Here is a 14,619-nt window from a genome sequence, read left to right on the forward strand (position 1 = left end):
GCGTACCCCCGGCTGCGCTAATAGACGGTTCCCTCCACGGTGGCGGCGTATTGCGCCCACTTCTGCACGCCGTCGGCGTGGTCGGGGCAGGTGTTGTCGCCCGCACGGAAGCCTCGCGCCACCTTGCCCGGCAAGGGAAGCCGGACGATCCGGCGGGGGCGCGACCGCTCGGCGCGCCACACCTCCGCCAGCTCCGCCATGGTCAGTACCTCGGGGCCGCCGAAATCGGGGGCGCGACCGAGCGGCGGCCCTTGGATCAGTTCGGCGATGCGCGCCGCGACGTCCACCGTGGCGACCGGCTGGAACCGGAAGTCCAACGGCAGCGGGGCGATCGGCAGACCTTCGACGCGCTGCAGGATCTCGGCGATCAGTTCGTGGAACTGCGTCGCACGCAGAATCGTGTGCGGCACGCTGCTTTCGGTGATCACCTGCTCGCAGGCGAGCTTGTTCCGGTAGTAGCGGAACGGGATGCGGTCGATGCCGACGATCGAGACGTACAACAGGTGGCCGACGTCCTTCGCGGCCGCGAGGAGATTGCGGGTCTGCTCGATATCGGGTCCGCCGAATTTGCGGAAATCCGAGGCCGCGTGCACCACGGCGTCCACACCGGCCACGGCCTCTGCCACGCCTTCCCCCGTTTGCAGGTCGCCCACGTGCGTGCCCGCGCCAGGGCGGCGCGAGAGGACCCGCACGTCGTGCCCCTCCTCGCGCAGCAACGACACGATGTGCCTGCCCAACGCTCCGGTTCCTCCGGTCACAAGAATGCTGCTCATGACTGACGTCTACTCCGCAAACATGGGGCGACACAAGGTCCCGGCCGCGCGAGTTCGGTAACAAACTGCTCAATCGGTGAGCGCTTTAGAGCGGATGATCGACAGGTGAGACCACCCCTCGCACCCTGGGAGACCACGATGAACCAGCTCACCGAGATCCACGCTTTCGCCGACTCCGCGCAGTGGGAGTCGTGGCTCGCGGCCAACCACGACCGGTCGACCGGGGTCTGGCTGAAGATCGCGAAGAAGCACACGGCGGGCGCCGCGATCTCCATCGCCGAGGCGCTCGACGGCGCCCTCTGCTACGGCTGGATCGACAGCCACCGCCGCGGTCTCGACGCGGACCATTACCTCCAGCGCTACTCCCCGCGCCGCCCGAAGAGCCCGTGGTCGCTGGTCAATGTCCGCAAGGTGGAGGCGTTGATCACCGCGGGACGCCTGCGCGATCCTGGCTGGGCGGCGGTTCGCGCGGCGCGCGCCGACGGACGGTGGTCCGCCGCCTACGAACCCCAGCGCAGCGCGACAGTTCCCGCGGACCTTTCGGCCGCACTGGCGCAAAACCCGCTGGCGCGCACCAGGTTCGACGGTCTCGGCCGGTCCGAGCAGTACGCGCTGTTCCTACCGTTGATGAAGGCGCGCACCGACGCCGAACGCGCCGCCCGACTCGGGCGCGCGATCGACGAACTCGGTCGCGCCGCCGACTGACTCCCTCGGCGTGTGTCGGCCAAGGCGTCGACGCGTACGCGAACGGCGATCAGCCGCTGCTCGGCACCGGCACTCGAACACGGCGTCACTCCTCGGGCGGTTCGAGCAAGAACGCCGACGCCCGGGCGACCACCTCGCGACGACTGCGATCACCGTGATCGGCGGCCAGGAGGTGTTTGCCGACCGCGAGGCAGAAGGCGAGCATGCTGCGTGCCTCGATCTCGTCGGGGTCGGTGCAGTAGGTGCCGAACAGCCGGCGCAGATAGCCCATCCGTTCGTTGTCCACCCGACGCAAGCGCGCGGCGACCGCCGCGTCGCGCCGGGCCCAGTCGCGCACGGCGAGGTCGATCGGCCGCAGGCGATCGTCGGAGAAGGTGAGCAGGCCCGCGCGCTGGATCTTCGTCCGCGCGTCGCCGCCCTCCTGTTCGACCTGCTCGATCACCGCCTCGGTGCTCTCTCGCTCCCAGGTGTCGAGCATTTCCTCCAGCAGGGCGTTGCGGTCGGCGAAGTGCCCGTAGAACCCGCCCTTGGTGACGCCGAGCGCCGTGGCGAGGTTCTCGATCCGCACGGCGTCCGGGCCGCCCGCCGCGAGAGCGGTGAGCCCCTGCTCGATCCATCGGCTGCGGGGTGTCCGTGTGACGGCGACCATGCCTTCAGTATCGCCGAGGGTGTCGACACCGCCTCGCGAGCGGTCTACTATCGATTATGTACGCCATCGTATATTTGAAAGCTGTTGCGGCATAAGTCGATTGACGATGCCGTCGGCTGTCGTGAGAGGAGGCCGACATGACGGTCGGCATGTGGACGTCGCCTTCGACGCCCAGGAGCGACGCCCGCGCGAAATCCTGAGACTCCGTTCCCTGTCCTGAGAGCGAGGCCCGAAATGAAGATCCCCAACACCGCGCACACCGAGCGCCCATGGCGCATCCATGAGATCGCCCCCGATTTCGTTGTGGAGGATGTGTGGGCGCTGCCGACACCGGGCGGTCCGGACGACCTGCCGCGCCTGGTGCGGCTCATCACGACCGATCACGACACCCCGCAACCTCTCGTCTTCCGCGTCCTGTTCGACATCCGCTGGAAACTCGGCGCGCTGCTCGGCTGGGACGACCCCGATTCGGCGGTGGGCGCGCGGGTCGTCTCGCTGCGCGAGCGGCTGCCCGACGACCTGCGCGACGGCCCGTGCGGTCCCGACAACGAGGGGTATCCATTCACCTCGGTGTATCTCACCGAGAACGAGTGGGCGGCCGAGATGGCCAACCGCACCGTCCACACGGTGATGCATATCGGCTGGGTGCCCGACGAATCCGGCGGTTATCGCGGGCAGATGGCGGTGCTCGTCAAGCCGAACGGGCTCTTCGGCAAGGCGTACATGGCCGCGATCGCGCCATTTCGGTACGTGCTGGTGTATCCCGCGCTCATGCGGATCTTCGAGCGCGGCTGGCAGCGGCAGTCCGCGTAGCTCGGTTCGCGATTCGGTCGGCGGACTCGCGGCGGGCCGCTTCGAGGAGGGAATCCAGCAGGCGGACGCGGCGGTCGAAGAACTGGACGGCGGCGACCGGCTCCTCGGCCTGCGCAGCGATGTCGCCGACCTCGACGACATCGACGCGCTGGCGGACACCCTCCGCGACCGCTACGGCCGCCTCGACGTGCTCTTCGCCAACGCGGGCGTCGCGGCCTTCCAGCCGACCGCCGACATCACCGAAGCCGAATTCGACAAGGTCGTCGACATCAACTTCAAGGGCGTCTTCTTCACCGTTCAGAAGACCCTGCCGCTGCTGGCCGACCACGCGGCCGTCGTCGTCAACGCCTCCTGGGCCCTGCACCGCGGCGTTCCCGGCGCGTCCCTCTACTCCGCGACCAAAGCCGCCGTGCACAACCTCACCCGCGCCCTCGCCGCCGAATTGGCCCCGAGGGGAATCCGCGTCAACTCCGTCAGCCCCGGCTACATCGAAACCCCCTCCTACCGCGACAACGTCTCCCCTGAGGCCAAAGCCGCCGCCATCACCGCCGTGGCCGCGGGCCGCCTCGGCACCCCCGAAGACATCGCCGACGCCGTAGCCTTCCTCGCCTCCCCCGAAGCCTCCTACATCAACGGCCAAGATCTCCTGGTCGACGGCGGCCTCATCACAGCCATCCCGGAACGCATGCTGTAGCCGGGGCCGCATCGCCCTCCGCGAAGGCCGGTGCGGTGCATCGTAAACAATTCGATTCGATGCACCGTCGGCACTGGATAGAGTTGAACCATGTCGCTACTCGGTCGCATCACCACAGACCCCGAGATCTGCCACGGCAAGCCCGTGCTCCGGGGGCTGCGGTATCCGGTCGAGATGCTGCTCGAGCTCTTGGCATCGGGGATGCGCCCTGACGAGATTCTCGGCGATTACCCGGATCTCGAGTACGAGGACATCCTCGCAGCGCTCGAGTACGCCGCCGTGGTGACGGCGCAGCGGACAACCATCCCCTTCGACGCCGCGTGAATTTCCTCGTCGACGCACAGCTTCCCCGCCAGCTCGTCACTTTGCTGTCGCCTGCTGGCCACGACGCCGTGCACACCAGCGACTTCCCGCTGGGAAACCGCACGCCGGATTCCGTGATCGCGACCCGCGCCGACCGAGAGGGCCGGGTTGTCATTACGAAGGATCGCGACTTCTGGGTCAGCCATGTCATCAAGAAGTGCCCCAAGCCGGTACTCATCGTCGCGACAGGCAACACGACCAACAAGGCACTCTTGGAAATCTTTGCCGTGCACCTCGGCGAAGTGGTGGGTCTGCTGGAATCCTGCCCAGTCGTGGAGATGGGGCGAGATCGGCTGATCGGCCACGGATACCGAGACGAGCCGCGGCAAGACCTCGGCGAGTGAGGACCACTCCTGTCACGCGACGAGGCTGCGCTACTCGCGGATCGCGGGCGCGATCAATCCCGCATCCTTCCAGCTCTGAGAGCAGGTCCAGTCCGAGAGAAGCGTAGCTATCACAACTGCTCTTCTCGGCCTTCGCCTGGGTGGGACTCTCCGATACCCGAAGGCATCACCTCGTACGCAGGCGCGTGTCTACGGATTCGCAGGCGCGGGCACGTGCATCCGCTAATATAAGCTCCAACTTATCAAAGGAGGTTGTCATGCCCTTGTTGACTGATCCCACGGGGATCGCCGGGCTTGTGGTTCGTGAGGTTCGTACCGGGTCGAGGGGTGGGGAGACGACGCGGATCGCGGTGGCTCGGCGGAGTTATCCGACCGATCAGGCCGATCTGTGGGACGCGTTGACGAACGGGGAGCGGATTCCGCGGTGGTTCCTGCCGGTGAGCGGGGAGCTGGCGGTCGGTGGGCGGTATCAGCTCGAGGGGAACGCGAACGGGGTGATCGAGGAGTGCGAGGCACCGCGGCGGTTCGCGGTGACCTGGGAGATGGGGCCGCAGGTGTCGTGGCTGACGGTCACGCTGAGCCCGAACGAGGACGGGACGCTGCTGCAACTGGAGCACGAAGCGCCGGTGGATCCCGAATTCTGGGCGCAGTACGGTCCGGGCGCCGTCGGCGTCGGCTGGGATCTCGCGCTCATGGGTCTGGGTCTGCACCTGGCGAGTTCTGCGGTGCTCGACGCCGCCGAGGTGCTGACCTTCCACACGACTCCCGAGGGCATCGCGTTCATCCGGGCGGCGGCCGAGGGGTGGGCGGACGCGGCGGTGGCGGACGGCGACGACCCGACCGCGGCGATCACGGCAGCGAACCAGACGGTGACCTTCTACACCACCGAGCCCGAGGACGGCGCCGAGTCCTGATGGCCGCTTCTCCGGCGAAGATCTTCGAGGCGCTCGGCGATCCGATCCGCCGCTACATTCTCGAACTGGTCGCGGCGGGCGAGCAGCCCGCGGGCGCGGTGGTCGCCGCGGTGCAGCAGTACACCTCGATCTCCCAGCCCGGCGTCTCCCAGCATCTGAAGGTGCTGCGCGACGCCGAGCTGGTGAGCGTGCGGGCCGAGGGCACCCGCCGCCTGTACGCCCTCGACCCCGCGGGCGTGGACGCGGCCCGCGCCTGGCTGACCGCGCTGACCGAACCGCTCCACCAGTTCACCCAGCCGCTCGACGCCCTCGCCACCGAAATCGCACGCGGAAAAAGGGCCCGCCGCACCACCGCATCGCCTGGTGCCGAGGCGCAGCGGAATGCCGTCACGCCTGACGAACGCACAGCGGGATGACATCGCCGCCGATCGACCGGCGGCCAAGTGGAGCAGCGCTCGAATCAGTAGGCGATGAAAAGGATCTCGTCGCGCGAGTAATCGTGCCCCGGGTGGTTCTCCGCCAGATGCGCCTTCGTCTTCGCGACGAGATCGTCCTCGTCGGTCCCGACGATGGCCTCGCCGCAGGGGCAGTTCAGGTTTCGCTTCATCATCCGTCCTAGGTCGTAGTCGACAGGTCGCGCGGACTCGACGCTACCCGCCGCGTGCCGCCAACTGAATGAGCAATCGTGTGAACAGGGGCAATTCGGATACGAGATCTACGGCTTCCTGGCCAGGCCCGCGACGATGAGCTGCTCCCAGACCGTGAGTTCGCGGACGGCGGTCGGGCCTTGGACGGGCTCGGGCCGCCACTGCGAGACGGGGACGATGCCGGGCTCGAGGATCTCGAGATCACCGAACAGCGCGGCGATCTCCTCGTCGGTGCGCCAGCGCCCACGGCCGAAGGTGGCCTGCAACTTCGCCTCGACCGCCGCCGTCTCGGCGTTGTGCCCCGAGCGGAAGTGCGAGATGAATACCGCGCTGCCGGAGGGGATCTGGTCGCTCCAGAAGCGAACGACGTCGGCGGGATCCTCGTCGTCGTTGAGGTGATGCAGGATCGCGCTGAAGATGACGGCGACCGGCTGATCGAAATCGATCAGCCCGGTGACCTCGGGATGCTCGCGAATCGTCTTCGGGTCGCGGACGTCGGCCTGGATGACGACCGTCCGCTCGTCGGCCGCCAGCAGCGCGCGTCCGTGCGCGAGCACGATGGGATCGTTGTCGATATAGGCCACCTTGGCATCGGGAATGTGCCGCTGCGCGACCTGGTGCACGTTGTCGGAGGTGGGCAGACCGCTGCCGAGGTCGATGAACTGCCGCAGGCCCGCCTGTGCGAGTTCGCCTACGGCGCGCACCAATACCTGCCGGTTGGAGGTGGCGATCACCACCGAACCGGGGAGGTTGTTCTTGAAGTGGTCGCCGATCTCCTGGTCGACGGGGTAGTAGTCCTTACCGCCGAGCAGATAGTCGTAGACCCGAGCGATGCTGGGCTTGGACTGATCGATCGCGTTGGAGCTGTCGGTCACTTTCGCACCCCCGATTCACCGGACAATGTGTGCCCAATAGTAGGAGATGGCGACTGCCGTGACAGGCGCTCGGCGTCCGACTGTCCAGAACCGCAGACGAATTCGACCGCCGAAGGCCTCGGCGAACCGAAGCGGGCGGTCGGGCGACCGGGCCCGCGAGCGATGGCGAACCACCCGCGGGCCGGTCGCTTCACTGGTCAGGCGGAGACGGCCTGCTGTTCGCGCTGCAACTCCAGCGCGATATCGATGAGCTGGTCTTCCTGACCGCCGACGAGCTTGCGCTTGCCCGCGCGCACGAGCATCTCGGCGGCGGAGACGCCGTAGCGTTCGGCCTGACGCTCGGCGTGCTTGAGGAAGCTGGAGTAGACACCGGCGTAGCCCATCATCAGGGCCTGGCGGTCCAGCAGGCATTCCTGCGGCATGGCCGGGCGGACGACGTCCTCGGCGGCGTCGGCGATGGCGAAGAAATCGATGCCGGTGCTGATGCCGAGCTTGTCGCACACGCCGACCAGTGCCTCGACCGGCGTGTTGCCCGCGCCCGCGCCGAAACGCCGTGCGCTGCCGTCGATCTGGGTGGCGCCCGCGCGGATGGCGTAGATGGAGTTCGCCACGGCGAGGTCGAGGTTCTCGTGGCCGTGGAAACCGACCTGGGCATCATTGCCGAGTTCCGCGACGACGGCCGCGACGCGGTCGGAAACCTGCTCCAGGACAAGAGCTCCCGCGGAATCGACGATGTACACGCATTGGCAGCCCGCGTCGGCCATGATGCGCGCCTGCGCGGCGAGCACCTCGGGCGGCTGGGTGTGCGACATCATCAGGAAGCCGACGGTTTCCAGCCCGAGTTCACGGGCGAGGCCGAAGTGCTGGATGGAGACGTCGGCCTCGGTGCAGTGGGTGGCGATGCGGCAGATGGACGCGCCGTTGTCCTGGGAGACCTTGATGTCCTCCTTGACGCCGACGCCGGGCAGCATGAGCACCGCGATCTTGGCCTGCGTGGCGGTCTCGGCGGCGATCTTCACCAGCTCCTGCTCGGGAGTCTTGGAGAAGCCGTAGTTGAACGAGGAACCGCCGAGCCCGTCGCCGTGGGTCACCTCGATGACCGGAACGCCCGCGCCGTCGAGCGCCGCGACGATGTCACGCACCTCGGTGGCGGTGAACTGGTGGCGCTTGTGGTGCGAGCCGTCACGCAGCGAGGTGTCGGTGACGCGGATATCGAGTTCTGCTGAATATGCCATGGGGAACGCTCCTTACACCCGGGCCGATCGTGCTGTGTCTGATTCGTCGCCTCGCTGCGCTCGGCTCACCTGCTTCGCGATGACCTCGCCGACCTGGGTGGCCGCGGCGGTCATGATGTCGAGGTTGCCCGCGTACGGCGGCAGGAAGTCGCCCGCGCCCTCGACCTCGACGAAGACCGAGACCTTCGCCAGGCCACCGGAAACCACCGACGGCTCGTCGAACTGCGGTTCGTTCAGCAGGCGGTAGCCGGGCACGTACTGCTGGATGTCGGCGACCATCCGGTGGATGGAGTCGGCGATCGCGTCGGTGTCGGCGTCCTCCGGAATGGCGCAGAAGATGGTGTCGCGCATGATCATCGGCGGCTCGGCCGGGTTCAGGATGATGATCGCCTTGCCGCGCTCGGCGCCGCCGATGGTCTCGACGCCGCGGCTGGTGGTCTTGGTGAACTCGTCGATGTTGGCGCGGGTGCCCGGCCCGGCGGACACCGACGACACCGAGGCGACGATCTCGGCGTACGGCACCGGTACGACGCGGGAGACGGCCGCCACGATCGGGATGGTGGCCTGACCACCACAGGTGATCATGTTGACGTTCGGCGCGTCCAGGTTGGCGCCGAGGTTCACCGGCGGCACCACGGCGGGGCCGACCGCAGCCGGGGTGAGGTCCACCGCGCGGATACCCGCCTCGGCGTACCTCGGCGCGGCGGCGCGGTGCACGTAGGCGGAGGTGGCCTCGAAAACCAGGTCGGGCAGTTCGGATTGGCCGAGCAGCCAGTCGACGCCCTCGTGCGAGGTCTCCAGCCCGAGCCCGCGGGCCCGCTTCAGGCCCTCGCTCTCCGGATCGATGCCGATCATCCAGCGCGGCTCGATGGCCTCCGAGCGCAGCAGCTTGTAGAGCAGATCGGTGCTGATGTTGCCGGACCCGACGATCGCGGCGGTTACGGTCCTGTCGGACACGGTTGGCCTCCTTGGGGATGGCGGCCGGCGAAGCCGGCGGGGGTGGGCTCTGGGGGTTGGCAGCCGGCGAAGCCGGCGGGGCGGGTGGGCTCTGGGGGTTGGCAGCCGGCGAAGCCGGCGGGGCGGGTGGGCTCTGTGGTGGACTCAGGTGAAATGCAGTCGGACCGAACCGAGTCCGGCGAACTCGGCGTGGAACTGGTCGCCGGGACGGGCGTCGATGGCGCGGGTGCAGGAGCCGGGCAGCACGACGTCGCCCTTTTTCAGCCGCACCCCGAACGAGGCGACCTTGCGCGCCAGCCAGGCCACCGCGATGACCGGGTCGCCGAGCACCGCGTCGCTGCGGCCCTCCGCGACGACCTCGCCGTTGCGGGTGAGCACCGCGTCGATGGCCTTGATGTCGATGTCCTTCGGCGCGACGCGCTCGGGTCCGAGCACGTAGCCCGCCGAGGACGCGTTGTCCGAGATGGTGTCGCACAGGCCGATGTTCCAGTCCTTGATCCTGGAATCGATCAGCTCGATCGAGGGCGCGTAGGCGACCGTCGCGGCGAGCACGTCCTCCTCGGTGCAGTCCGCGCCGGGCAGGTCGGCGCCGAGCACGAACCCGACCTCGACCTCGACGCGCGGGAACAGGTAGCGGCCCGCCTCGACCGGAACGTCTTCGAACACTTGCATTTCCGCGAGCAGATGTCCGTAGTCGGGCTCGTCCACGCCCATCATCTGCTGCATGGCCTTGGACGAGAGGCCGACCTTGTGGCCGACCACGCGCGCGCCGCTGTCGAGCCTGCGGCGGATGTTGATCAGCTGGATCTCGTAGGCGTCGACCACGTCGATGTCGGGGTATCGCGCGACCAGCGGGTCGATGGCGACCCGATCGTTCTCGGCCCGCGCGAGTTCGTCGGCGAGTTCGGTTCGTACCGCGTCGGTCAGCACGCTAGTTTCCTTCCACTGTTGCTTTTTCGAGGACGGCCTGTTCGCTCGCCGCGGACCGTCCCGCGCGGCGACCGGAGAAGACGCAGTCGGCCAGCGACAGACCGCTGACATAGGAGTCCGAGCAGATGCCGACGGCGGTCCGGCCCGCGGCGTACAGGCCGGGAATGTTGTCGCCGTCAGCGGTTTTCACCGCGCCCGTCCGCTCGTCGACGACCACGCCGCCGAGGGTGAGCATCGGGCACGGGTTGGTCAGGCTCGGTTTGATCCCCACATCCAACAGCCAGTACGGGCCGCTGCGCACGGGTTCGGTGAACTCGGCGGGCTTGCCGGCCGGATCGGGCGCGCCGTTCGCGATGGCGGCGTTGTGCGCGTCGACGGTCGCGCGCAGCCCGGCCGGATCGATGCCCGCCTTGGCCGCGGCGACTTCCAGCGTCGCGCCGCGCACCGCGCTGCGGCGCATCACCTCGAACTGGGCGCGCTGGAACCAGGTCGCCTGGGTGCGGATCTGCCGGATCGCGGTGCGCATCAGGTTCGCGTCGGCGAGCAGCCAGCCTTTGCCTTCGTGCTCGTTGATCAGCGCATGGCCGACCGCCGCGCCGTAGCGGGTCTCGTCGATCACCCGGCGACCGTGCGCGTCGACCAGCACCGAGCCGGTGAAAGCGCTGGGCGGCAGGATGAATCGCCAGGCCGAGACGTTGCCCATGCGGTCGGTGGCCGCACCGGCCGTGCGCGCCATCAGGATGCCGCTGCCGTCGTCGCCGGTGGTGCCGAGCGCGAGACCGGCGCGATACTGCGGGCCGTATTCGGCGAGCATGGCGCGGTTGGCGATGAAGCCGCCCGCGCTGACGATCACGCCGCGCCGCGCCTGCACGCGAATCGTCGTGCCGTACCGGCGATCGAGCACCTCGAGGCGCTGCTCCATCGACTTGCGCAGCGGCGGATAGTAGATGCCGGGCTTGGCGGCGAGCTTGGCCATGCGGCTGTAGCGTTCCCTGATCCGGCCGGGCGCATCGCGCAGCGACCGGCACTCGACGCCGATCACCGCGCCGTTACTGTCGGTGATCAATCGCGTTGCCGTGGTGAGTGTTTCGACGCGCACACCGCGACGCGAGGCCGAGGCCGCGAGCGGACCGGTGAGCTGCTTGCCCGAGGTGCCCTTGCCCTTGACGCGGTGGCCGCGCTGCGCGGGTTCGGCGACCTCGCGGCCGTAGCCGGAGACCTCGCTGCCGGAGTAGTACAGGTAGTAGCTGTCGTTCGGATACGAGGTCTTGTACGGGCAGAGCGAGGCTTCGAAGGGCACGCCGTGCCCCTTCAGCCACTCGATCATCGCCGGGCTCTCGTCCACGAAGCGGCGCAGGGTGGCCGGTGTGACGGCCGCGCCGACCTCGCGTTCCAGATACGCGAGCATCTGCTCCGGGGTATCGTCCACCCCGGCCTCGCGCTGCACCGACGTACCGCCGCCCGCGTAGATGATGCCGCCGGACAGCGCGGACGCGCCGCCGCCGGTGAACCGTTCCAACACCAGCACCTGCGCGCCCGCCTCCGTCGCCTCCAGCGCGGCGGACGCGCCCGCGGCGCCGTATCCGACGACGACAACGTCAGCGGTCAGGTCCCATTCGAGGCCCATGTACTTCACTCCGGTCCGAAACTGAAACAAGTTTCCTCGACAAATGGAACGCCGAGCAAGTCTTCTGCCACACAACATAGACCAATGGCGCGTCCATTCTATAACGTGTTCTACATGACAGATCCGGTTCTCGAGCCACACAGCTACGACGTGGTGGTCGTCGGCAGCGGCGCCGCGGGTATGACCGCCGCCCTCACCGCCGCTCACCACGGCCTCAGCGCGGTCATCATCGAAAAGGCCGCGCACTACGGCGGGTCGACCGCGCGCTCCGGTGGCGGCGTGTGGATCCCTGGCAACAAGGCGCTGCGCGCGTCGGGTCGCCCCGACGATCGCGAGGACGCACGCACCTACCTGCACAGCATCGTCGGCGATGTCGTGCCCAAGGATCGGATCGACACCTACATCGACCGCGGCGCCGAGGCCTTCGACTTCGTGCTCGACCACACCCCGCTGAAGATGAAGTGGGTGCCCGGGTATTCGGACTACTACCCGGAGGCGCCCGGCGGTCTCGGCGAAGGACGCTCCTGCGAGCCCAAGCCGTTCAACCTGAAGGTCCTCGGCGCGGAGCGGGAAAACCTGGAACCGCCCTACGCCAAGGCGCCGCTGAACGTGGTGGTCATGCAGGCGGATTTCGTTCGCCTCAACCTCATTCGCCGCCACCCGAAGGGCATGATGCGGGCGATGCGCGTCGGCGCGCGCACGTACTGGGCCAAGTTCACCGGCAAGCACATCGTCGGCATGGGCCAGGCCATCATCGCCGCCATGCGCAAGGGGCTGCTCGACGCGAACGTGCCGGTGCTGCTGAACACTCCGATGACCAAGCTCATCGTGGAGGACGGCGTGGTCACCGGCGTCGAGGCGATGCGGGACGGCAAGCCGGTCGTGTTCACCGCGCGCCACGGCGTCGTGCTCGGCAGCGGCGGCTTCGAGCACAACGCGGAGATGCGGGCGAAGTACCAGCGCCAGCCCATCACCACCGAGTGGACGACCGGTGCGACGGCGAACACCGGCGACGGCATCCTGGCGGGCATCGAGGCGGGCGGCGCGATCGACTTCATGGAGGACGCCTGGTGGGGGCCGACCGTTTTCAAGGGCGGCAGGCCGTGGTTCGCCCTGGCCGAGCGCAATCTGCCCGGCTGCGTCATCGTCAACCACGACGGCAAGCGATTCGGTAATGAGTCCGCTCCTTACGTCGAGGCTGGGCACACCATGTACGGCGGCGAATACGGGCAGGGTGAAGGTCCCGGGGAGAACATCCCCGCGTGGCTGGTGTTCGACCAGCGCTACCGGAACCGCTACATCTTCGCCGGACTACAGCCTGGTCTGCGCTTTCCGTCCCGCTGGATGGAAAACGACAACATCGTCAAGGCCGACAGTCTCGAGGAGCTGGCCGCCGCGATCGGCGTGCCCGCCGAGAATCTGAGCGCCACCGTCGCGCGGTTCAACACCTTCGCCGAGACGGGCACCGACGAGGACTTCGGTCGCGGCAACAGCCACTACGACCGGTACTACGGCGACCCCACCGTGAAGCCGAACCCCTGCCTCGCCGGCCTGGTCCAAGGGCCGTTCTACGCGGCCAAGATGGTGCCCGGCGACCTCGGCACCAAGGGCGGTCTGGTCGCCGACTCCGCCGGCCGGGTGCTCCGCGAAGACGGCAGCACCGTCGAGGGCCTCTACGCCTCGGGCAACTGCTCGACACCGGTCATGGGCCACACCTACGCCGGGCCCGGCGCGACCATCGGCCCCGCCATCGCCTTCGGCTACCTCGCCGTCCTCGACATCGCCGAGCGCAAACAGGACCAGCCCGCCGCGGCGACCTCCGAGGCGTAGGGCAATGCCTTTGCCACACGGGTCTCACACGGTTCACACAGGCAGCGCCTCTGCGAACCGTGTGCGCCGTCTGTGGCAGCCACCCTCTCGCCTGGGGCGAAACCATGTCGTGTCCTCGCAGACGTTTCGCACGCTTCGCACAGGTTGTACGCCCTGCGAAGCGTGCGGAGGGTCTGCGAGGAACTGATCGGGGCCGGCTCCGTGGTAGCCGGGGTCGCTCGGTTACAGGCGGCGGGCCGCTGTCGCGCTGCGCGGTGGCCGGGCGTGGTTCGGTTCCGTTCGAGGGGCCGCTGTCCCGGCGAGTGGGTATGGCATTGCTAGAGAGGCGCGCCTGGCCGCAGGATCGATTCGTGGGCCGGGCGGCCGAATCCGTCCACAACCATGCACAAGGAGAACTGATGCCCATCGACCCGAAGATCGCACTCGGCGCGGAGCTGCCGAGCCGGGAGTTCGCGTGGACGCCGTCGGATGTGCAGCTCTATCAGCTCGGGCTCGGCGCGGGTGCGCGGTGGACGGAGGCGGACGAGCTGCGCTACCTGGACGACCGGGAGCCGCAGGTGCTGCCGACGTTCGCGACCGTGGCGCAGACCTTGCACGAGACCGAGCCGCCCAAGGTGAGCTTCCCCGGCATCGACATCGACCTGGCGAAGGTGGTGCACGGACACCAGGAGGTGGAGGTGCACCGGCCGATCCCCGCCGCGGGCAAGGCGACGAGCACCGGGCGGATCAGCGAGATCTGGGACAAGGGCTCGGCCGCGGTGGTCGTGCAGGAGCACACCATCACCGGCTCCGACGGCGCGCCGCTGTGGACTACCCGCTCCTCCATCTTCGCCAAGGGCGAGGGCGGTTTCGGCGGCGAACGCGGGCCGAGCACCAAGTCGGAACTGCCCGATCGCGCCCCGGATTTCGACGTCACCACGCGCACGCTGCCGCAGCAGGCGCTGCTGTACCGGATGCTCGGCGACCGCAATCCGCTGCACTCCGATCCCGAGTTCGCTCGCGCCGCCGGTTTCCCCAATCCGATCCTGCACGGCCTGTGCACGTACGGAATCGTCTGCAAGACCGCCACCGACACCGCCCTGGATTCCGACGCGACCCGCGTCACCGGTTTCCGCGCGCGCTTCGCCGGTGTGCTCTACCCGGGCGAGACCATCCGGACCCGCATCTGGCGCACCGACGGTGAGCTCGTCATCGCCGCGACGGTGGTCGAGCGCGAGGACGCCCCGGTGCTCGCGGACGTCAGCCTGAAGTTCAGGTAGACGC

Annotated in this window: 17 protein-coding genes; 9 read left to right on the forward strand and 8 right to left on the reverse strand. The window is 68.4% G+C overall.

Annotated features, from left to right (window positions below; all coding sequences use genetic code 11):
* Nucleotides 1–17: 17 nt before the first annotated feature.
* Nucleotides 18–773: an SDR family oxidoreductase gene (locus AC3ERS_RS13470; protein WP_431967162.1), complete on the reverse strand. Its 756-nt coding sequence runs from the start codon at nucleotides 771–773 to the stop codon at nucleotides 18–20.
* Nucleotides 774–878: 105 nt separating this feature from the next.
* On the opposite strand from AC3ERS_RS13470, the gene AC3ERS_RS13475 reads away from it, so the two are divergent.
* The gene (locus AC3ERS_RS13475) at nucleotides 879–1,478 is read left to right on the forward strand and encodes a YdeI/OmpD-associated family protein (protein ID WP_431967164.1); all 600 of its coding nucleotides are present in this window, start codon (nucleotides 879–881) and stop codon (nucleotides 1,476–1,478) included.
* A gap of 85 nt (nucleotides 1,479–1,563) precedes the next feature.
* On the opposite strand, the gene AC3ERS_RS13480 is transcribed toward AC3ERS_RS13475, so the two are convergent.
* Nucleotides 1,564–2,127, reverse strand: coding sequence for a TetR/AcrR family transcriptional regulator (locus AC3ERS_RS13480; RefSeq protein WP_431967166.1), 564 nt, complete (start codon nucleotides 2,125–2,127; stop codon nucleotides 1,564–1,566).
* Nucleotides 2,128–2,361: 234 nt separating this feature from the next.
* Here AC3ERS_RS13480 and AC3ERS_RS13485 point away from each other — a divergent pair, with 234 nt between their 5' ends.
* The 6 genes from AC3ERS_RS13485 (at nucleotide 2,362) to AC3ERS_RS13510 (ending at nucleotide 5,671) form a co-directional block, all read left to right on the forward strand.
* On the forward strand, nucleotides 2,362–2,940 hold the full coding sequence (locus AC3ERS_RS13485) for a DUF2867 domain-containing protein (protein ID WP_431967168.1): 579 nt from the start codon (nucleotides 2,362–2,364) through the stop codon (nucleotides 2,938–2,940).
* Nucleotides 2,888–3,634, forward strand: a complete 747-nt coding sequence (locus AC3ERS_RS13490; protein ID WP_431967434.1) for an SDR family NAD(P)-dependent oxidoreductase — start codon at nucleotides 2,888–2,890, stop codon at nucleotides 3,632–3,634. The genes AC3ERS_RS13485 and AC3ERS_RS13490 overlap by 53 nt, the downstream gene beginning before the upstream one ends.
* A gap of 90 nt (nucleotides 3,635–3,724) precedes the next feature.
* Entirely contained in the window at nucleotides 3,725–3,958 is a 234-nt protein-coding gene (locus AC3ERS_RS13495; RefSeq protein ID WP_431967170.1) for a DUF433 domain-containing protein, read from the forward strand.
* Entirely contained in the window at nucleotides 3,955–4,341 is a 387-nt protein-coding gene (locus AC3ERS_RS13500; protein ID WP_431967172.1) for a DUF5615 family PIN-like protein, read from the forward strand. Before AC3ERS_RS13495 ends, AC3ERS_RS13500 begins: the two co-directional genes overlap by 4 nt.
* 257 nt (nucleotides 4,342–4,598) lie before the next feature.
* On the forward strand, nucleotides 4,599–5,255 hold the full coding sequence (locus AC3ERS_RS13505) for an SRPBCC family protein (protein ID WP_431967174.1): 657 nt from the start codon (nucleotides 4,599–4,601) through the stop codon (nucleotides 5,253–5,255).
* Nucleotides 5,255–5,671 carry an ArsR/SmtB family transcription factor gene (locus AC3ERS_RS13510; RefSeq protein WP_431967176.1) on the forward strand — a complete coding sequence of 139 codons (417 nt, stop codon included), beginning with the start codon at nucleotides 5,255–5,257 and terminating at the stop codon, nucleotides 5,669–5,671. The genes AC3ERS_RS13505 and AC3ERS_RS13510 overlap by 1 nt, the downstream gene beginning before the upstream one ends.
* A 44-nt stretch (nucleotides 5,672–5,715) precedes the next feature.
* On the opposite strand, the gene AC3ERS_RS13515 is transcribed toward AC3ERS_RS13510, so the two are convergent.
* The 6 genes from AC3ERS_RS13515 to AC3ERS_RS13540 all read right to left on the reverse strand — a co-directional run bounded on the left by AC3ERS_RS13515 (nucleotide 5,716) and on the right by AC3ERS_RS13540 (nucleotide 11,526).
* Nucleotides 5,716–5,862: a DUF1059 domain-containing protein gene (locus AC3ERS_RS13515; protein WP_431967178.1), complete on the reverse strand. Its 147-nt coding sequence runs from the start codon at nucleotides 5,860–5,862 to the stop codon at nucleotides 5,716–5,718.
* Nucleotides 5,863–5,970: 108 nt separating this feature from the next.
* Nucleotides 5,971–6,777, reverse strand: coding sequence for an SAM-dependent methyltransferase (locus AC3ERS_RS13520; protein ID WP_431967180.1), 807 nt, complete (start codon nucleotides 6,775–6,777; stop codon nucleotides 5,971–5,973).
* Nucleotides 6,778–6,974: 197 nt separating this feature from the next.
* Nucleotides 6,975–8,012, reverse strand: coding sequence for a 4-hydroxy-2-oxovalerate aldolase (gene dmpG / locus AC3ERS_RS13525; protein ID WP_431967182.1), 1,038 nt, complete (start codon nucleotides 8,010–8,012; stop codon nucleotides 6,975–6,977).
* 12 nt (nucleotides 8,013–8,024) lie between these two features.
* A complete protein-coding gene (locus AC3ERS_RS13530) occupies nucleotides 8,025–8,969 on the reverse strand; it encodes an acetaldehyde dehydrogenase (acetylating) (RefSeq protein WP_431967184.1) in 945 nt (314 codons plus the stop codon).
* A 144-nt stretch (nucleotides 8,970–9,113) separates the two neighbouring features.
* Nucleotides 9,114–9,899: a 2-keto-4-pentenoate hydratase gene (locus AC3ERS_RS13535; protein WP_431967186.1), complete on the reverse strand. Its 786-nt coding sequence runs from the start codon at nucleotides 9,897–9,899 to the stop codon at nucleotides 9,114–9,116.
* Nucleotide 9,900: 1 nt separating this feature from the next.
* Nucleotides 9,901–11,526 carry an FAD-binding protein gene (locus tag AC3ERS_RS13540; protein WP_431967436.1) on the reverse strand — a complete coding sequence of 542 codons (1,626 nt, stop codon included), beginning with the start codon at nucleotides 11,524–11,526 and terminating at the stop codon, nucleotides 9,901–9,903.
* 105 nt (nucleotides 11,527–11,631) lie between these two features.
* Between AC3ERS_RS13540 and kstD the strand changes: the two genes are divergently transcribed.
* Nucleotides 11,632–13,356 carry a 3-oxosteroid 1-dehydrogenase gene (gene kstD, locus AC3ERS_RS13545; RefSeq protein ID WP_431967188.1) on the forward strand — a complete coding sequence of 575 codons (1,725 nt, stop codon included), beginning with the start codon at nucleotides 11,632–11,634 and terminating at the stop codon, nucleotides 13,354–13,356.
* Nucleotides 13,357–13,754: 398 nt separating this feature from the next.
* Entirely contained in the window at nucleotides 13,755–14,615 is an 861-nt protein-coding gene (locus tag AC3ERS_RS13550) for a MaoC/PaaZ C-terminal domain-containing protein (protein ID WP_431967190.1), read from the forward strand.
* Nucleotides 14,616–14,619 lie beyond the last annotated feature (4 nt).

The sequence above is a fragment of the Nocardia sp. bgisy134 genome (assembly GCF_057708325.1).